General features: G+C 41.9%; 18 protein-coding genes and 1 pseudogene. 9 read left to right on the forward strand and 10 right to left on the reverse strand.

The window, feature by feature from the left end:
• Nucleotides 1-24: 24 nt before the first annotated feature.
• Nucleotides 25-1434, reverse strand: coding sequence for an amidase (locus tag AC2D3N_RS04040; RefSeq protein WP_484692857.1), 1410 nt, complete (start codon nt 1432-1434; stop codon nt 25-27).
• Between the two features lie 219 nt (nt 1435-1653).
• Here AC2D3N_RS04040 and AC2D3N_RS04045 point away from each other — a divergent pair, with 219 nt between their 5' ends.
• Together AC2D3N_RS04045 and AC2D3N_RS04050 are read left to right on the forward strand one after the other, a co-directional pair.
• Nucleotides 1654-2910, forward strand: coding sequence for a type IV pilus twitching motility protein PilT (locus AC2D3N_RS04045; protein ID WP_079677990.1), 1257 nt, complete (start codon nt 1654-1656; stop codon nt 2908-2910).
• Nucleotides 2911-3002: 92 nt separating this feature from the next.
• Complete coding sequence (locus AC2D3N_RS04050) at nt 3003-3818, forward strand: circadian clock KaiB family protein (RefSeq protein ID WP_484692858.1); 816 nt, start codon at nt 3003-3005, stop codon at nt 3816-3818.
• 157 nt (nt 3819-3975) lie between these two features.
• Here AC2D3N_RS04050 and AC2D3N_RS04055 read toward each other — a convergent pair whose 3' ends face one another.
• The 3 genes from AC2D3N_RS04055 to AC2D3N_RS04065 all read right to left on the reverse strand — a co-directional run bounded on the left by AC2D3N_RS04055 (nt 3976) and on the right by AC2D3N_RS04065 (nt 5861).
• On the reverse strand, nt 3976-4929 hold the full coding sequence (locus AC2D3N_RS04055) for an asparaginase (RefSeq protein WP_079677931.1): 954 nt from the start codon (nt 4927-4929) through the stop codon (nt 3976-3978).
• Nucleotides 4930-4972: 43 nt separating this feature from the next.
• Complete coding sequence (locus AC2D3N_RS04060; RefSeq protein ID WP_079677930.1) at nt 4973-5473, reverse strand: CGLD27 family protein; 501 nt, start codon at nt 5471-5473, stop codon at nt 4973-4975.
• Nucleotides 5474-5612: 139 nt separating this feature from the next.
• Nucleotides 5613-5861 (reverse strand): alpha/beta hydrolase family protein, encoded by a 249-nt coding sequence (locus tag AC2D3N_RS04065; protein WP_079677929.1) that lies wholly within the window; start codon nt 5859-5861, stop codon nt 5613-5615.
• 203 nt (nt 5862-6064) lie between these two features.
• Between AC2D3N_RS04065 and AC2D3N_RS04070 the strand changes: the two genes are divergently transcribed.
• The 7 genes and pseudogenes from AC2D3N_RS04070 to AC2D3N_RS04100 all read left to right on the forward strand — a co-directional run bounded on the left by AC2D3N_RS04070 (nt 6065) and on the right by AC2D3N_RS04100 (nt 13060).
• On the forward strand, nt 6065-6538 hold the full coding sequence (locus tag AC2D3N_RS04070; protein WP_144017685.1) for a hypothetical protein: 474 nt from the start codon (nt 6065-6067) through the stop codon (nt 6536-6538).
• Nucleotides 6539-6666: 128 nt separating this feature from the next.
• Nucleotides 6667-8553: a S9 family peptidase gene (locus tag AC2D3N_RS04075; protein WP_484692859.1), complete on the forward strand. Its 1887-nt coding sequence runs from the start codon at nt 6667-6669 to the stop codon at nt 8551-8553.
• A gap of 109 nt (nt 8554-8662) precedes the next feature.
• A complete protein-coding gene (locus AC2D3N_RS04080; RefSeq protein ID WP_079677926.1) occupies nt 8663-9541 on the forward strand; it encodes an SPFH domain-containing protein in 879 nt (292 codons plus the stop codon).
• A gap of 172 nt (nt 9542-9713) precedes the next feature.
• A pseudogene (locus tag AC2D3N_RS04085) lies at nt 9714-9824 on the forward strand (ISAs1-like element ISPlr1 family transposase); the annotation flags it as partial.
• 252 nt (nt 9825-10076) lie between these two features.
• Nucleotides 10077-11135, forward strand: a complete 1059-nt coding sequence (gene hemE / locus AC2D3N_RS04090) for a uroporphyrinogen decarboxylase (RefSeq protein WP_484692860.1) — start codon at nt 10077-10079, stop codon at nt 11133-11135.
• A gap of 181 nt (nt 11136-11316) precedes the next feature.
• Entirely contained in the window at nt 11317-12252 is a 936-nt protein-coding gene (locus AC2D3N_RS04095) for an NAD-dependent epimerase/dehydratase family protein (protein WP_484692861.1), read from the forward strand.
• Between the two features lie 169 nt (nt 12253-12421).
• Complete coding sequence (locus AC2D3N_RS04100; protein ID WP_079678508.1) at nt 12422-13060, forward strand: Uma2 family endonuclease; 639 nt, start codon at nt 12422-12424, stop codon at nt 13058-13060.
• A 41-nt stretch (nt 13061-13101) separates the two neighbouring features.
• Here the strand turns inward: AC2D3N_RS04100 and AC2D3N_RS04105 are convergent, their stop codons facing one another.
• The 6 genes from AC2D3N_RS04105 to AC2D3N_RS04130 all read right to left on the reverse strand — a co-directional run bounded on the left by AC2D3N_RS04105 (nt 13102) and on the right by AC2D3N_RS04130 (nt 19467).
• The gene (locus AC2D3N_RS04105; RefSeq protein ID WP_079678509.1) at nt 13102-13404 is read right to left on the reverse strand and encodes a type II toxin-antitoxin system RelE/ParE family toxin; all 303 of its coding nucleotides are present in this window, start codon (nt 13402-13404) and stop codon (nt 13102-13104) included.
• A gap of 408 nt (nt 13405-13812) precedes the next feature.
• On the reverse strand, nt 13813-15654 hold the full coding sequence (thrS, locus tag AC2D3N_RS04110; RefSeq protein ID WP_484692862.1) for a threonine--tRNA ligase: 1842 nt from the start codon (nt 15652-15654) through the stop codon (nt 13813-13815).
• A 211-nt stretch (nt 15655-15865) separates the two neighbouring features.
• Nucleotides 15866-16210, reverse strand: coding sequence for a phospholipid-binding protein (locus tag AC2D3N_RS04115; RefSeq protein ID WP_484692863.1), 345 nt, complete (start codon nt 16208-16210; stop codon nt 15866-15868).
• 41 nt (nt 16211-16251) lie between these two features.
• Complete coding sequence (locus AC2D3N_RS04120; protein ID WP_484692864.1) at nt 16252-17703, reverse strand: serine/threonine protein kinase; 1452 nt, start codon at nt 17701-17703, stop codon at nt 16252-16254.
• Nucleotides 17704-17800: 97 nt separating this feature from the next.
• Entirely contained in the window at nt 17801-18922 is a 1122-nt protein-coding gene (locus tag AC2D3N_RS04125; protein ID WP_079678513.1) for an extracellular solute-binding protein, read from the reverse strand.
• 5 nt (nt 18923-18927) lie between these two features.
• A complete protein-coding gene (locus tag AC2D3N_RS04130; RefSeq protein ID WP_484692865.1) occupies nt 18928-19467 on the reverse strand; it encodes a phycobiliprotein lyase in 540 nt (179 codons plus the stop codon).
• Nucleotides 19468-19710 lie beyond the last annotated feature (243 nt).

Consider the following 19710-nt stretch of genomic DNA (forward strand, 5'->3'; position numbering starts at 1 on the left):
CAATCCCAAAAGTCTAGCATCGAATTATCCGATCGCTATCGGGGGGCGGTGGTGGGAAAAAGGTTGTGCCGCTTCAAGTTGGGCAGCTAAAGCGATTAAAGTGGCTTCAGAGGCTGGTTTTCCCACTAACTGCACCCCCAGGGGTAAACCTTCTGGGGTAAATCCGGTGGGAATCGCGATCGCGGGTTGGCCACTGACATTAAAACCGGGACAGGGAGAAATCCATTCCGTAATCCGTTGTAAGGTTTCTGGGGGGGAAAGTTGGGCATATTCTCCCACCCGAATTGCTGGGTGCGTATAGGTGGGCAAAAGCACCGCATCAAAGGGACTTAAAGACACCACAATTTGACGACCCCCGACCTGCATTTTAGACACCGCTTGCAAATATTGTCCGGCGGTAATTTCCGTTGACATTAACCATTGATTCACTGAGCCTAAATATTCTGGGGGAATTCCCGCCGCGGCTACTCCCGATTTCCAAACCGCAATAAAGGGTTCCAGAATATCACTAAAATCCAGGTTAATGGGTTCGATTTGATGACCCAATTGTTCGAGGAGATGGGCAGTATTTTTAAAGGCTTGTTCACAATCTGGGGAGAGGGAACTACCGGGTAAAATAGAGGGGGCGATCGCAATTTTTAAAGCCTTGGGTGGTTGTTGAGTGGCGGCTAAAAAGGAAGGATTCGGATCAGGTAGCCAATAGGGATCACCCAAAATATATCCCGACATAATATCAAGTAAAGCCGCGGCATCGGCCACGGTACGAGCCAAAGGGCCATCGGTAGAAATCCCACTTTGGAAGTCCCCCACCGGAGCATGGGAGACGCGCCCCCGAGTCGGTTTAATTCCCACCAAACCACAACAAAAAGCTGGGCCGCGCACCGACCCCCCACCATCCGACCCATGGGCGACCGGGGACAACCCGGCTGCAACGGCCGCCGCCGCCCCACCACTGGAGCCTCCGGGGGTGTGGTCTAAATTCCAAGGGTTACGCGCGGGAGGGAAACCATCGGGTTCGGTGTAGGGTAGGGAACCGATTTCTGAGGTCGCCGTTTTCCCTAAAATATTAAATCCGGCTTGACGAATCCGGCTGACCACCCCATCATCATAGGTGGCGATTCTATCCATTAAAGCCCGGGAGCCATAGGTACAAGGGACTCCGGCAACGGGATTTAGATCTTTAATAGAAATGGGAACCCCAAAAAAAGGCGGTAAATCGTTAATCTCTGAAATCTGGACTAATTGTTCCGTTTGGGTTTTCGCCAATGCTAAAGCCCTATCTGCCATCACGGTAAAATAACAACCCAACAGAGGATTTAACCGTTGAATTCGATCTAAATAAAGATTAACTAATTCTAAAGGGGAGATAACTTTAGTGCGAATTAATTGGGCTTGTTCTAGGGCAGAAGTAAAGGCTAAATCCACTGAATTCATACTGATTAACTCAAGTAAACTATTGATAAACAACCATTGATTCTGCTTGAAGTTTATCATTATTCAGGGTAAAACTAACAAGAATAGAGTCTGAACATCCTCGCTCTCAAACTTTTGTTGATATTCTTTGCTGCAACAGAGGATTGGGGGGTAAACTAGGAATATGGGATTTTACTATTTCAGCTAGAATTAATTGTTTCTATTCTAAGGTCACGCGATATGACACAATCAGAGCGTCCACCTGTGCCTCGTCCACCTGTTCCGGGAGTTCCAGGGGTTCCACCCCGTCCACCCGCACCTAAAGCACCTCCACCTCCGGGCGCGACCACTGCAACCACTCTTTCTGCACCGGCTCAGGCTACCGCGACAACCACAAGGGTGATGGTCGCACCCAGAAATAGGGGCCCAAGCCCGGGAAACCCAACTTTAGTGGATATTGTCAGACGAGCCAACGAGGAGGGAGCTTCCGACGTTCACTTAGGGGTAAATGAGCCGCCACGCTTTCGGAAACGGGGGGATATTGTGCCTTTGGAGTGGCCGAACACCGACTTGAACACCTTCATGAGTTGGTTGATGGAGGTATTAAGCGATGAGGAAATCCAGCAATTTCAGGAAAACTTAGACTTTGACGGCGCGGCGGATTTAGGTTTTGTGCGAATTCGGATTAGCATTTTTGACGCCCTCAATGGCCCTTCATTGGTGTTGCGGTTAATTGGTTCGTCGATTTTGACTTTGGAACAGTTGAAGTTACCAGAGGTATTTAAAAAAATCTGTCAATATCATAAGGGATTAATTCTAGTTACCGGGCCAACGGGGTCAGGTAAGTCTACGACCCTAGCGGCCATGATTGACTACATGAACCGCAACTATGCCTACAATATTATTACTATTGAAGACCCGGTAGAATTTGTTCACGAAAGTAAAAAATCCCTGATTAAACACCGAGAAGTCGGACGTCATACCTTGAAGTTTTTTAATGCTTTGAAAGGAGCTTTGCGCCAAGATCCAGATGTCTTACTCGTGGGAGAAATTCGGGATAAAGAAACGATGCAAATTGCCTTAAAAGCGGCACAAACGGGTCACTTAGTTTCTGGAACCTTACACACCAATAGTGCGGTCAAAACCTTAACTCGGATTTTGGATATGTTTACCGCCGAGGAACAACCTTCGATTAAAGTGTCTATTTCCGAATCTTTGGTGGCTATTATTGCTCAATTGTTGTGTAAAACCACCGATGGTAAACGGGCTGCTTTTCACGATGTTCTGATCAACACGGATGTGATTAAGGAATATATCGTCAAAGATAAGTTTGAAGACATCAATCAAATTATGCTCAAAGATACCTATGAAGGGATGACGACTATGAACAAATCTCTTTACACACTTTATCAGGAAGGACGAATTACGGAGGAGATTTGTTTAGAGGTTTCTCCTTTCCCCAACGAGATGAGCCAAATGTTGCGCGGGCGAGTCTAACAACATCAGTTAACAGTCATCAGTTAACAGTCATCAGTTAACAGTTATTAGTCTATTATCCATTACCCATTTTTTACAGATGGAATGATACCTTGAGTTTATTTCAGTCTACGGTCAATCATTCATTTAAAGCGATCGCTTTGTTCACCCCCGGGGGTGATGTCGCCTACTGTATCGACCCCAATAAACAGCGTCATTGGCATTCTGATCTTTGTATTTATTTACAAGAATTTCTCGGTTTGCCTGAACCGCCTCATTTTTTAATTCCTTGCTATACCGCCACCTATGATCAATGGGTCAACCCCCAAACCCAAGAGATCCAGTTTTCCGCAGAAGCCTATCCCCCAGTTCTGCAATACCAAACCTTATTAAATACCCTGTTTGATACTGGGGATTTAGTTTGGCAACCCACAAAAAATTCCGAAGAAGTTTGTAACCCTTTAATTATTGCGACTTACTATGAACAGTTTCCCAAATTGTGGGAAAATCATGATTTGATTGTTCAGGTCAAAAAAACAAATCTAAGTGATGATTCCATCACCCCCGAAAATCAATCGGAACTTCGATCTCCAGCTTTTAAGCTCAATTTATCTCCTCAACCCCAACGGCATGAAACCAAAGGCTATATTTTGCGGTTATTTGTCTCCGGTAATAGTCTGGTGACAGAAAAAACCTTACAAACCCTACATCAACTCTTAGAAGGTTCTATTGGTGATCCTTACACTTTAAAAGTGATTGATGTTTTAAAACATCCCGACTTAGCCGAAGCTGACCAAATTTCCGCCACCCCCACCTTAATTAAAGTCTGGCCGAAACCCGTCCGTCGGATTGTTGGAGAGTTAAATAATGTTGAGACTATTCTTAAATTATTAGGAAATCCTACGGATGACTTTCCCGATGAATTTTAATTAACTTTCTGGCTTTTGATTCAAAACCCCAATTAAATTTTTGTCAAAATCAGTAACAAGAATCGGGACTTACGCAAATTTGGGGATGTAACCCTAGATGTAGGGGTAATTCATGAACTACCCCTACTGTTGATGGCGGTGATGCGTAAGTCCTGATTTACAAAAACGATAATTCGCCGATCACATCCAAACGCTTAAAATCACTCAGGGTCAGGAATTTTTCCGAGAGGGTTTCCGCGATGGTCGGTGTAATCCAACCCATTTGTTTTAATAGATGAATCGCCGTGGCGTATTTAGCGCGATGTGACCCATCCATAACTTTAATTGCTAATCCCATACCTTCGCCAATACGTCCCACACATTGCACCCCTTCCGCCCCCGACTTACTGACCAGTTCTCCCTCGGTTAAACGCATTAATTCCGTATCAAAATGTCCCTCTCCAGCCACCATTTCAGGATGATGGGTCATCGCCCGGACAATTCGTTCCCGGTCTAGGTTATCTCCAGAAGCCAATTGAGCATATAGTATCCCCATTTGACCCAATTCCAGATAATAGGTGGGTGCGCCGCAGTCATCCCTGGCGCTGAGGAACTCATCGGGGGGTAGTCCTAATAATTCTCCGACTTTACCAATAATCAGTTGTTGTAAAGGATGTTTCCGTTGTAAATAGCTTTCTAAGGGCCAATGACATTGTTGACAAACCGCTAACATTCCGGCGTGTTTTCCCGAACAGCCATGTTGTAGGGGGCTATTTTTCCCTTCAGGAATCGGACACTGGAGTTGTACGGGTTCAACATCCGCCCGCCAGAGAATATTAAAAGCCTGTCGAGCCTGTTCAACGGTTCCCTGATGGGAACTACAAATAATCGCTAAATCAATATCAGTTAAATCATATCGTTCCAGTGTGCCTGTGGTGGTCACGGCTAAGGCTTGAAAGGGTTTTAAGGCAGAACGGATAAAGGTGGCGGTGTCGGAGTTTCCGGCAACGGATAACACCCGTCCTCGGTGGTCACAGACAGTCGCTTGCACCCGATGGGTAGACTCAACCAGTCCTTCCCGCAGGAGTCTAACTTCCAGTTCTTTGGCTTGTGTTCGTTTTCCCCGTGTCATATTTTAAAATTTAGAGTTTATATGGGATCAGGTCGGTAACTGTTTACAATAAGACCCAGATTAGTCCTCCTCCAAGCAACAATCCGGCTATTCCATAATAGGTTTGTCGTAATCGAGTTAGAATTGGTTGCACTTGATGGGTGAGAATTAACTGATCTTGGACTAAAAATTCCGGGGTTTTCAGCCAGGTCTGGCCGTCATACCATCCTGATTCTTCATAGAAAATCCTAGGACTGAGTAGACGAGATCTAATATAGTACCAGCCTAAAGATAACCGAATCACGACTAAGGTTAAAATAAAAGTTGCTCCAGAAGCGGCACCGAGAATTAATTGACCCGGATATTTGCTCGGTGTAAAACTAACCGCAGCGACAGGACAAAAAATAATCCAGCTAATCAACCATACCCAGAGCAATTTTCTCAAATATTGGGGCCAGTTGAGTGTCACCCAGCTAAAAAACCAAGATTCTTTGAGTTCTTGATATTCATTAACAGGACGCTGTTCAGGGGGAACCGGACAGATAGATACCGAAAAATCTCTCATATCCCTTATATAAAAAATTAATATTTTCTAAGATATTGGTCTTGATTTTAAGTTTTATCAAAGACATAATCTTGCCATCAAAAACCAGAAACAGTCAGATATTCCGAAACCTCATCCATGTTAACAAATTAGAAGAAATTTATATTTGATCTTTAAAGACTAAGAGTAGACGATTCAAAGATTCCATGTCCATTAAAAACGCATCGTGACCGTGATAGGATTCCAAAAATACTAATTCAGCTTGGGGAATCAAATCGGCTAATTCTTGCTGTTCTACCACCTGGTAGAGAACATCCGAGTCAATGGCAATAATTAAGCCAGGATGGGAAATACTTTGTAAAACCGCTTCATAGGTTTGTTCTGGACGGGTGACATTTTGACGATCCATCGCTCGACTCAAAGTAACCCTCTTTTATCACTTTGAGGGAAAAGCCTGATTTCCTGTAGGCTGAAAAGGGCATAAATTCCTTCAAATTCCCCTTGGTAATAAAAGAGGGATAGATCCTACGGTTTCCCTGTGTTTTGCCCTTAGTAAATAGGATACAAAAAACGATAGAATCACAATTAATGATCAAATCTATTACAAAAATAATGATTCGACCTCTATTTTTCTTGGGAATCTTAACTGTATTACTTCCCATGAGTTTATCGGTCAATGCCCAAACCTGTACTCCTTTAGCGGTTGTTAAAGGGGACGGAACAAGTGTTACAAAACAAGTGTCTGCTCCCAATGTGGGAACTATTCCTCGCATTCCCGTGGGTTATCAAGGAAACTGGGACACAGATTTTATCGTTCCGAACAATGCTGCCTTTACCGAGTATGTTGCAACGATTAAATCTTTATCTAATGACCCGGGAATATTTAAAATTAAAATGTACCTAAAATATGCAGATGATACTGCGGATCAAGTCTTTGAAGGCGATATTCCTCTGGATCAAAATCAGTCCCAACAAATTAGTGGCACTCCCCGATCAGATAGTCAACCCTATCAAATTAATCTGAATGTCGGAGGAATTAAGGTCTTGGGATATAGTTATACTCTTTCTGTCCAAGGATGCAAATAAAAAGTAGTGAACTGCTGCTGATCCCTTTAACACTCAACGGTTAACCCTAAGATAAGGTGGCGTAGTCCCCCCTCAACCTAGAAAAATTAAGTCACAATAGAAAAAGTTAAGTTTTGAATACATAAAGTATGGCCACTGTAACCGAACTTCCTCCTTTGATTCCCCGGGAACTGCTATTTGGCAACCCGGAACGCACTAGCCCCAGTTTGTCCCCCGATGGCAAATATCTGGCCTATATTGCCCCCGATGAAAAGAATATTTTACAGGTTTGGTTAAAAACCGTTGGACAAGAAGAAACTCAATCTTTAACCCGTGATCCGAAACGGGGAATTCGATTTTTTTTCTGGACATATAACCCGGATCAACTGATTTATGTTCAGGACTCCGATGGCGATGAAAATTGGCATTTATATTTAGTGAATGTCCAAACCCAGGTTGTCCGAGACTTAACTCCATTTCAAGGAGTGCGGGCACAAGTTATTAATTTAGATCACAATTTTCCCGATCAAATTTTAGTTGGAATGAACCTGAGAGATCCGCAGGTTTTTGACGTTTATCAGGTGAATTTAAAAAATGGCGCCGTTGATTTTCATACCGAAAATCCGGGGAATATTGTTAGTTGGACGGCTGATGCTGAGTTTAATATCCGGGCTGCGAGTTCTAGCACCGATGATGGTGGGTTTGATTTACTCTATCGAGAAACCCCCGAACATCCTTGGGAAACCCTGCGTCATTGGGGGCCGGATGAAGAAGGCGGGGCGGCTTTATTTTCTAATGATGGCAAAATTTTGTATATGGTGGGAAACCATGATGCCAACGCTGAACGATTAATTGCATTGGATTTATCCACCCGTCAAGAAACCGTAATTGCTGAAGATCCTGAATATGATATTGGTGGATTATTAGCCCATCCCACCACCCGCAATATTGAGGCTGTTTCTTTTTATAAAGATAAGGAAGAATGGCAAATTATTGATCCTATTATTGCCGAAGATATCGAGGCAATTAAACAAATTCGTCCGGGGGAATTTGGGATTAGTCGAACATTATCTGATGAAAAATGGTTAATTAGTTTTGTCACCGATGACGGCCCAGTTTATTTTTACGTTTACGATCGCCCGACCAAAACCCACAGCTTTTTATTCAGTAATAAACCCAAATTAGAAGGCTTATCTTTAGCCTCCATGGAACCCATTTCTTACACCGCAATTGATGGGTTAACCATTCATGGTTATTTAACTAAACCCGTTGGTGTTGCCCTGCCCGCCCCGACGGTGCTGTTAGTTCATGGTGGCCCCTGGGCGCGAGATACCTGGGGTTATGACTCCCGAGCCCAATGGTTAGCGAACCGAGGTTACGCGGTCTTACAGGTCAATTTCCGGGGATCAACGGGCTATGGGAAAGCCTTTCTGAATGCCGCCAACCGAGAATGGGCGGGAAAAATGCACCAGGACTTAATTGATGGGGTGAATTGGTTAGTGGAAAAGGGCATTTCCCAAAAAGATAAAATTGCGATCATGGGCGGGTCTTATGGGGGCTATGCGACCCTAGTGGGGTTAACATTTACTCCCGAAGTTTTTGCCTGTGGTGTGGATATTGTCGGGCCGAGTAATATTATTACTTTGATGCAAAGTATTCCGCCCTATTGGGAACCAATTCGCAAGAATTTCTATCATCGAGTTGGGAATTTAGACACGGAATCGGAATTTTTAAAACAGCGCTCACCCTTATTTTTTGTTGACCGCATTGAGAAACCTTTATTGATTGGTCAAGGGGCAAATGACCCCCGGGTTAAACAAGCGGAAAGTGAGCAGATTTTTGAAGCAATGAAACAAGCTGGTAAACCTGTAGAATATGTGTTATATACCGATGAAGGACATGGATTTGCCCGTCCTGAAAATCGCTTACATTTCTATGGGGTAGCCGAAGAATTTCTGGCTAAATATTTAGGAGGACGCTTTGAACCTGTCGGAGAAATGACCGGACATTCCGGTGTAATTCAATCCTCAACCTAATCTTTAAAATCTCCCCCTTTTTTAAGGGGGTAGGGACAGATTTGCCTCAAGATTATGCTACAATGGCAGGGTATACTCTCCGACTCAATTATAATTTTTTCAAAAAATTATGTTCCAGTATATTTTGGGTATTTTATTTCCCATCATCATTGGATTTACACTGAATTCTTCAGTGAAGGTGATTAGTACCAGTGACCAAGCCATTGTTGAACGACTAGGTAAATATAGACGGACTCTAAAACCAGGACTCCAATTTATTATTCCTGTGGCGGAGAAAATTGTTTATTATGATACTAACCGTGAACGCTTATTGGATATTGACCCTCAAGAAGTGATTACTAAAGATCAAATCACCCTCAGAATTAATGCGGCGGTTTTTTGGAAAATTGAAGACTTAAAAAACTTTTATTATAACGTTGAAACTGATAAAACCCAAGAAGCAATTTCTAATTTAGTTTTAACCACACTTCGCGCAGAAATTGGATTAACAAATCTGGAAGAATTATTATCTAAAATTAAAGAAATTAATAGAAGATTATTATATGCCTTAGCAGAAGGAACAAAGACCTGGGGAATTATTATCATTCGGGTGGATATTCAAAATATTACCCCTCCTAAATCTATACAGGAGTCAATGGAACGCAAACGGGTTGCGGAGAGTCAAAAACAGGCAGAAATTTTAGAAGCTCAAGGACAAGCTCAATCTATTAAAGTCTTAGCTGATACCTTGGGATTAAAAACCAATAGTCAGGAATTTTTAAAATTTTTAATCACAAAACAATATGTTGACGCGAATCAACAATTAAGTGAAAGTCCTAATTCAAAAATCATCTTTATGAACCCTAATCAATTAACAGAACCGATTACTCATCTGATGGAAAGTGTTTCAGAAAATACAAATTCTCCCATTTCTCCGATTATTTTACCCGATTTACAAGAAGTTCAAGTTCCTAAAGTTCAACCTAATCCTAATATTCAAAAAACCTAGAATAATTATGAATTACGAATTACGAATTACGAATGGGTAATAGTTGACCTCTCCTGCTCCCCCTGCCTCCCCTGCTCCCCAGGGCTGTTTCAAAGTCGGGTGAAAAAGAGTAAAGAAAGAGCGATCGCCACCTGATAAAATGGAAAGCGATCGCCATTTTTTCTAAAAAAAGATGCTAACAAGTTTAATAGAAAATTTAAAAAAAGTCAAGGACTTCAGAAAAAGTCAGGGAAAAAGGTATGAGTTATGGGAAGTGCTATTAGTAGTAGTTTTAGGGGTGATAGGAGAATACAGCCCTGGGGGGAGCAGGGGGAGCAGGGGGAGCAGGGGAAGTAGGGGGAGCAGGGGGAGCAGGGGGAGCAGGGGGAGCAGGGGGAGCAGGGGGAGCAGGGGGAGCAGGGGGAGAGGAGAGTCAAAAATTAATTGTAGGGGCGGGGTTTCCCCGCCTGTACCCGTCAACAGTCAACAGTCAAACCATTCAGTGGTAAGCTGAGAATTGGCCTAAAAACTTTTTTAAACTTTTAGTAACGTTAAAATGACCGAATCGACCGAAATTCCTTATTTGTTGCGCGCTACTCGTGGTGAAAAACTAGATCGTCCCCCTGTCTGGATGATGCGCCAGGCGGGTCGCTATATGAAAGCCTATCGTGATCTACGGGAAAAATATCCTTCCTTCCGTGACCGCTCTGAAAAAACGGACATTGCTGTTGAGATTTCTCTCCAACCCTTCCGAGCTTTTCAACCCGATGGGGTGATTTTGTTTTCTGATATTCTAACCCCTTTACCCGGAATTGGGATTGATTTTGATATTATCGAAAGCAAGGGGCCGATTATTAATCCTCCGATTCGCAGTTTAGAACAAGTTGAAAAACTGCATCCGATTGAACCGGAAGAAAAACTTCCTTTTATTCGAGAAATTCTGCAAACTTTGCGTCGAGAAGTGGGCAATCAAGCCGCGGTATTAGGGTTTGTGGGTGCCCCTTGGACGTTAGCCGCCTATGCGGTTGAAGGGAAAAGTTCTAAGGATTATGCAATTATTAAAAAAATGGCATTTTCTGAGCCTTTAATTCTGCATAAATTCTTAGAAAAAATTGCCGATGCGATCGCCGTTTATGTCCGGTATCAAATTGATTCTGGCGCCCAAGTCATTCAAATGTTTGATTCTTGGGCGGGTCAATTAAGCCCCCAAGATTACGAAGTTTTTGCCCTTCCCTATCAAAAACGGGTGATTGATCAAGTTAAACAAACCCATCCTGATACGCCTTTAATTCTTTATATTAGTGGCGGTTCGGGATTATTAGAACGGATGGCTAAAACCGGGTTTGATTTTGTGAGTGTGGACTGGATGGTTGATATGGCCGATGCGCGTCAACGTCTGGGTCACAATATTGGAGTTCAAGGAAATCTTGATCCTTGTATTTTATTCGGGTCTAAAGAAAATATCCGGGATCGAATTTTAGACACCATTAGAAAAGCGGGAAATCAAGGTCATATTCTGAATTTAGGGCATGGTGTTTTGCCCAATACTCCAGAAGAAAACGTTGCCTATTTCTTTGAAACGGCAAAACAAGCGGATCAATTATTAAAAGGTTAAGCTGTATTGATCCCCCCTAACCCCCCTTAAAAAGGGGGGAATAGGTTTAACTGTTAAGGATAAATGGGATATATTCAAGATTTATAGCGTTTGTAGGGGCGGGTTCAAGTCAATCTTGAAATACGCACCCATGAATTATCTAAACCCGCCCCATAGGAGGGTAGGAGTAATTATTAATAATATGAAAAAGCGAATTTTTGTGACGGGTGCGAGTGGTTGTATTGGTCATTATGTTGTAGAGAAACTAATTCAAAATACCGAGGATGAATTATTTCTACTTGTTAGAAATCCCCAAAAATTAGGATTTGATTATCAAAGTCGTCCGGGTATTCATATTATTCAGGGGGATTTAAGAGAACTTGATAAATTCAAAGATTTATTACCTACAATTAATACGGTGATTTTAATTGCCACCGCTTGGGGAGGATATCAAGAGGTATTAGAGATTAATGTTAAGGCAAATTTAGAGTTAGTAAAATTATTAAATCCCCAAGTTTGTGAACAAATTTTGTATTTTTCAACCGCTAGTATTTTAGATAGAAATAATAATTTATTACCTGAAGCGGGAGAAATTGGTACGGATTATATTAGAACTAAATATGAGTGTTTACAGGAATTATTAAAAATAGCTCCTAGTTTACCGCCTTTAAGGGTATTATTTCCGACTTTGGTTTTAGGGGGAGAACAAAATAAACCCTATTCCCATTTGTCGGGGGGCATTTCTGATGTGGTGAAATGGATGGGTTTAATTCGTTGGTTTCAAGCGGATGCAAGTTTCCATTTTATCCATTCCGCCGATATTGCTCAAGTGGTATATTATTTAGTGAATCATCCTCCCATTTCCTCAGAAACGGAACAATTTGTTTTAGGAAATCCGGCAATTACGTTAAATCAAGCGATAGAAATGGCTTGTGAATATTATCATAAACGGATTTATTTTCGCTTTAATTTATCTCCGAGTTTGGCTAACTTTTTTATCTGGTTATTTAGAATTCAAATGGCAGATTGGGATCGTTTTTGCTTAGATTATCGCCATTTTAGTTATCAAAATCCGATTCATCCTGGGGTTTATAATTTACCTGCCCATTGTGCAACTTTTACGGATGTTTTAAAATAAAAATGACTCAGATTATTTAACGGGTTTTACCGTAGAGACGTGCCATGGCACGTCTCTCTTGATTGCCATGGCGCGTCTCTCTTAAGTTAACTTATGATAGGGATGAGGATGCGCTGAAGCGCAACAACGGGGGTTTTTGATATAATTTTGTGAAATAGGAGAATTAACTATGTTGGCGAGTAAACTGGAAACTTTACTTAATCCTGAAGAAAACCTCCAAGGTTCAGAAGTTCGTTATATTACAGATAAGGTGAGTTGGGAATATTATGAAACCCTATTAACTCAATTAGGGGATAGTTTGGAATTTCGCTTAACCTATTTGGATGGAATTTTAGAAATTATGTCACCTAGTCGTAATCATGAAAGGATTAAAACCCAGATTGGAACCCTTTTAGAAGTCTATTTTTTGGAAACAGATACAGAATATTATCCCACCGGTTCGATGACATTGCGCAACCCAGAACAGCGCGGGGGAACCGAACCCGATGAAAGTTATTGTATTGGAAGTAATAAGGAAATTCCCGATTTAGCCATAGAAGTTGTGATTACCAGTGGGGGAATTAATCGTTTAGAAGTCTATCAAAGATTAGGAGTCCGTGAGGTTTGGTTTTGGCAGAATAATCGGTTTTTTGTCTATCATTTCCGGTCTGAAAATTTTGAACAATTTCAGCAAACATCAGGCTATGAATTAATCAATAATAGTGAAATTCTCCCCGATATCAATTTAACAATATTAGCCGAATATGTACAACATCCTAATCCTTTAGTTGCTGTCAAATCCTTTCGTCAAACCCTAAAAAACTTGTAGAGACGTTGCATGCAACGTCTCTACGGGGATGAAATAAAAATTTACTGTTGACTCAATTCAATGTTCAATAAAGTTTTGCCATGAATAACAGAGGCAATGGTAACAATGTCTTCTCGGATTTGATAAATGACTCGATAGGTGTAAGCAAATTGTTCCCGGATGTTTTCATCGCCAAATTCTTGAACAATCATTCCCGCTTCAGGAGCCTTGCTCAAGTTGCGCGTAACCTCAATGATTCTCTGGACAACCGCCGCCGCATAAGAAATTGAATCCCGTGCAATGTAAGCAGCAATTGCATCAATATCATCAATGGCTTGAGGCGACCAAACTACTTGATAACCCATTTACTTAATAAACCTTCTGCTTCCTCTTGTATGAGATTCCTGGTCGTTTCGTGAATCTTAAGTCCATGACGGACTTTTTCGATTACATAGAGATGGTACTGAACATCCTCCAGTGAACAATCATCAGGTAGGTTACTCAACAAGGATTCTACTTCTTTTTTGGTTCCACTCATAATTTTTTTGGGTTTTTTTTATAGTTATTATAGTTTTCAATAACTGAAGCACCCGAAAGACACTGTTAACACCGACTTTATCGGGGAATAGGGTCGTCAAAATAAAAAATAAGTTATATTCCCCCATGGAAAATGTCCCAGGGAAATCGAATGCTTCAGTCATTGTTTCAAATCCAGTCTATAGTTATGACAGATCAATCCTATCAGATGGTTCTGTCTAGGTGTCAGCCTGAATTTATACCGTCTTGGTAAAATTCCCGTAACTCGAAATAGCCTGTTGCAGTTGTTGAATGACATCTTCAACCGGAATGGCTCCTAACTCTCCATCCGCCCGAGTTCTGATATTCAAGCAATTAGCTTCTATTTCCTTAGCCCCAACCACGGCCATCACCGGAATTTTATCTTTCTCGGCATTTCTGATTAATTTCCCTAAACGCTCGCTACTCGCATCCGCCTCCGCCCGAATTCCAGCAGAGCGCATTCTGAGGGCAATTTCTTGAGCAAAGGGGAGAAATTCTTGACTGACGGGTAATAGTCGGAATTGTACCGGGGCCAACCAGATGGGGAAATCCCCCACATATTCCTCTATCAATATTCCCACTAATCGTTCCAAGGAGCCAAAGGGGGCACGATGAATCATCACCGGCCGTTGACGGGTGCCATCTTCGGCCACATACTCTAAATCGAAGCGTTCGGGTAAGTTATAATCCACCTGAACGGTTCCCAATTGCCATTCCCGCTCTAAGGCATCTTGGAAGATAAAGTCTAATTTCGGGCCATAGAAAGCGGCTTCTCCAATACCCTCAAAATAGTTCATTCCTAGGGTTTCTACCGCCCGACGAATTGCTGCTTCTGACTTATTCCAAACTTCATCCGACCCAATATATTTATCTAAACTGGGGTCACGGAAACTCAGTCGGGCTTTATAGTTGGTCAGTTGTAAACTCTTAAAAACAAACAGAATTAAATCCACAACTTTGAGAAATTCATCCTCTAATTGTTCGGGAGTAACGAATAAATGGGAATCATCAACGGTAAAGCCTCGAACCCGAGTTAAACCCCCTAATTCTCCTGATTGTTCATAGCGATAAACGGTTCCAAATTCGGCTAACCGCATGGGAAGTTCCCGATAGGAACGTAACTCGCTTTTATAAATTTGGATATGAAACGGACAGTTCATGGGTTTAAGGACAAACCCCTGTTCGTTGGTTTTGGCTTCCTCATCGTCAGCCATCATCGGGAACATATCTTCTTGATATTTTTGCCAATGTCCCGAGGTTTTAAATAAATCTACCCGACCAATATGGGGAGTCGTGACGCCCAAATAGCCCCGCTTCACCTGTTCCTGTTTCAGAAAATCCTCTAGGGTACTTCTTAATAGGGTTCCTTTAGGTGTCCACAGGGGTAATCCTGGCCCGACCAAATCGGAGAAGATAAACAGTCCCAACTCCTTACCCAAACGGCGATGGTCACGTCTGATGGCTTCTTGCTTGCGGCGTTTATGTTCGGCTAATTGTTCGGGGGTTTCCCAAGCGGTTCCATAAATCCGTTGGAGTTGGGCTTTGGTTTCATCCCCGCGCCAGTAAGCTCCGGCCACACTTTCGAGTTCAATGGCGTTCGGGTCAATATCAACCGTATTCTCAACGTGGGGCCCCGCACACAAATCCCACCATTGCTCGCCTAGATGATAGAGGGTAATGGGTTCCTGTAACCCCGCCAGGATTTCTAGTTTATAGGGTTCTCCCAGTTTTTGGATACGCTCTTGGGCTTGTTCCCGACTGACTTCTTCCCGAATTACGGGGAGTTTGCGTTTGATAATCTTAACCATTTCCTTTTGAATGGATTTTAAATCCTTTTCGGTAAAGGGTTCGGGACTATCAAAATCATAATAAAACCCATTTTCAATCCAAGGGCCAATGGTGACTTGTGCCTTGGGAAACAGTTTCTGAACAGCCATGGCCATTACATGGGACGCAGTATGTCGAATCCGTTTTAAGGTTTCAGATTCACTGGTTTTAGGCAAATGGACTTTTTTCTCTAAGGGTTCTTGAGAACTCTCTAACTCTGATATAGACATTGATTAAAGTTACAAAAGCAAAATAAAAGTTTCTTAATTCAATTGTACAGAACAGAGGAAACAAACACCGAAAACAGACCTATGGGGCGTTAACTATGGGTTTGCCACTCTCCATTATTTCCCCATCTCCCGGTACTCCCCCTACCTCCCCTACCTCCCCTGCTCCCCCTACCTCCCCTGCCTCCCCTGCTCCTCTACTCCCCCTGCTCCCCTACTCAATATTCACCTGGGAAGTATCAACACTCAAAGTTCCAGCTTGAAATTCGGCAATATTAACGGCTTTTTCCAGAAAACCTTGACTGGGGACTTTTCCTTTAAGAACTACCGTTGCACCTTTTTGGGACACCCACAGGGAACCAATATCTGTAAGTTCGGGGTCTTCATCAAACGCTAAAGTCACCCGTTTAGCTAACCCGCTTTCATCATATTCTCCCGCAATGCCAATTCTTTCGGGGGGAAGGGCAGCACTGGCCGCCGCCTGTTGTACAACATTATTATCAGGTTTACTGGGAATTTGACCCGTGACCGCACCAAAAATACGTTCAAACCATGCCATAAAATTACAGATCCTAAGTTGATTAATAATAATATTTTAGTTTAAGGGAGATTGGTTTGAGAAGCAAGCCATTTCTGCAATTCCTGTTTTAATCCTTTTAATTCTTCTTCGGGTAATTGATGCCCAAAACGATAGGTTTTGCGACGGGATAAAAAGAAAATATTGGGTTCTTGGGTGACAATTTCTAAGCTGGGATAAAAATTACCCTGATTATCGGTAGTTCTAATTAAGTTAATTTGTTGAATTTGGGAGATTTCACCTTGTTTGCGAAAGGGTAAATAAGAAGACCAGAAAATCTCAAAGGTTTTATTATTAAAATTGAGTCGGACTTTTTCAAAGGGTTTATAATCAATAATGGCTTTGTAAATTAATCCAATTATCCCCACGGGAATCCCTAATAAAATTAAATAGAATAGAATAACTAACCCTAGGTCAAACTGTTGCCAGATAGCCGGATTTAAAATAGTATAAGTTTTATAGGTAATAAAAGAAGCGATCGCACCTAATCCCAATCCTTTAATTATAATCGATCCCGGAACAATTTCCCAACCTTTTTTAACTAAATTGATCTGATTGAATAAAAATTTCTGGACTGGAGAAATATATTGTAGGGAAAACTGAGAGGGAATATCAACTTTTAACTGGTCAGCAGATTGGGATAATTTTAAACGAGGTTCTGAGATTGTTTTCAAAGGCTGTTTAGGTTGATAATTTAACGCAGATAAAGCCATTTGAGCGGTAGCAAACCGAGATTCTACGGCGGGTTCTATTAAGGTTTCTAACCAACTTTTAAACGCTGGATTAAGGGTATCGCCATTAAACTTTATTTTAAAGTTTTCCTGGGGTAATTCTGCCGGAGGAACGCCCGTTAATAGATGAATTAATGTGGCTCCTAAACTATATAAATCGGAAGCTGGAATAGCCAAACCGCCAAATTGTTCAATGGGAGTATACCCAAAAGTTCCCACCACAGTAAAACTTGATCCGGGGGTTCTCGGTTGAATTTGTACCGATCCTAAATCAATTAAATAAATATGATGATCTTCTCCCCAAATTAAGTTACTGGGTTTAATATCCCGATGTAAAATAGGTGGATGAAGTTGATGTAAATAATTTAGATTTTCTAAAACTTCAAAGGTGATCCAGTAAAGTTGTTGTTGAGTAAATAGATGATGATTGTCTAATTTTTGCTTGAGGGAATCACCGTGAATATATTCGGTGACTAAAGCAAACCAAATATTGTGATCATCCAGGGAAAAATAATCTCGATATTTGACTAAACGGGGATGATTGAGTTGTTTTAAAACTTGTGCTTCTCGTTCTAATAATTTTAAATCTTCCCATTGCATTGAACCTCCCAATGCTAATAATTTGACAACCGCTTTATCTTTAAGTATTAAATCATCCGCTAACCAGGTTTGGCGAATGGGATTTTCATTCAGTTGGCATTTTAGGCGAAACCGATGGTTAAGTAAAGTTCCCGCAGTTAGCATTATTCCTAAAATATAAAATAGAGGTTAATATAATATTATAGCTAAAAATTGTTCTGTGTTTTTGGGGTTGGCGATCGCATTCTATAATCAAAGCAATTCACTGTAACTTTCCCCGTCTAATTTTTTCCCATAACTGTTGATACTGTTTCAGGGAATTAGGCGAAAGGGGTTCGAGAAAATCACTTTTTTTTAAAATAGCTTTATCGGGAAATAATAGAGGATTTTCCCTTAAAGATTGGGGTAACTCCTGTGGATTCATTTCCAAAATAATTGGGGATGTTGTCCCGGTTAATAATGAGAGTTGAGTCGCAACTTGAGGCGACCAACAAAAATCAATCCAATTATCTGCTAAAGTCGCGGTAGGAGAAGATTGAACCCCCGCAGGTTTCACCCATAAATCTGACCATAAAGCCGTCCCCGATTGAGGAACAACGGCGGCTAAACCATTCTGATATTGAACTTCTGGCGAAATATCCGTAGACCACCCCACCGCCAACCAAGTATCCCCTAAAATTAACGGTTTGAGATAACTATTAGAATCATAAAGTTTAATATTTTGATGAAGTTTAAGCAGTTCGGATTCCAAGTTTTTGACTTTACTTAAATCCGGTGTATTATAAGAATGACCTAATTTTTTTAAGGTTAAACCAATAACTTCCCTGGCTTGATCAGGTAAAGAAATGCGGTGACGTAATTCTGGACGCCATAAATCACTCCAATCTTTCGGTGTCCATCCTAACCCCTTAAACTTATCAACCCGATAAATAATTACTGTACTACCCGAACGATAGGGTGCCGCCCAAATTTGCCCCTTGGGATCGACTTTACCCTGAGCATTGCGTCGGACAATATTTTGCCAACGGGATGGAAGTTGTGACCAAGCGGGCCATAATTTCGGGTCAAGGGGTTGAATCAGCTTTTGTTGAATGGCTGAATGTAACCAAAAATCCCCAATCATCACCAAATCAGCTTGGGACGACGGCTGAGTTGGACGTTTGGATTGCCCTTTTTCCAAGCGTTCAAATAAATCTTTGAGTTGGGCTTGGGGAACAAAATTCACCGCCCCTCGGTCAGACTGTTGTCGAAATTTGTTCGCCATTTGCACGGGAACAGAACCCTTGAGAACTTCCACTGTCAGTGCCGCAGCTTGTTTACATCCAGCTACGACCTGACTTAAAGTTAAAGCACTGATTCCCTGTAGAAAAAACCTTCGCTTCACTATCGCTATTCAATCCGTTTCTCTAAATACTGACCGATCATGGTTTGTTCTCCGGCGCGTGAAATAATCGTTTGCCGGGTGCGGTATCGTTGACCCACCAATTTAATTTCTTCTTCAAACACAGAACCATTGTACTCGCTTCTGAGGCATAACGTATTGGTATCGAGCAGATAATATTTGGCGACAACAGGTTTGGGAGTCATAAACCCCTGATCTCGATAGAGTAAGGTGTCACAGACCCCAAACCGAGTTGATCCGGTGGACATTTTTTTACCGGAGATGGAATTGGAGCTTTTCCAGGTGACTTTTGACCCACAACTGAGGAGCATCGGGTCATCTAATTGGTGTAATTGAGCAATATCGAGCAGATCAGGACAACCCGGTTCTAAAAACTCCACGGTAATGTCGCTGGCAACTTCTTGGGTGTCTCCTTCTGGAAGTGTGTAGTAGCGCCGTTCTGAATACCAATTTCCCACACTGCGGCTAAAATAGTCCGCCACTTGGGAGGCAATCTCACGGGGGTTTTGCTGGATCAGGGCTTTCATTGGTGGCTGCTCCTAAACACGATATGAACGGGCGGAATCCCCTCACAAAAGAGGTAAAAGTAAAACTTTTGTCACAATTCTTAATCTAATCATAACAGACTCAAACTGGCAATCATTTTCCGCCGATGGGCAGGAACAGTTTAATTGAGACCGTTCGTAGTATCTACCGGGCGGTGGAGTTAGGCTATAAGTACACTAATTGTTTCAATTTTTCAAGATCTCTGTGATCAAAAATCTAAATTT

This window comes from Planktothrix sp. PLAVEN19ND (assembly GCF_057220675.1).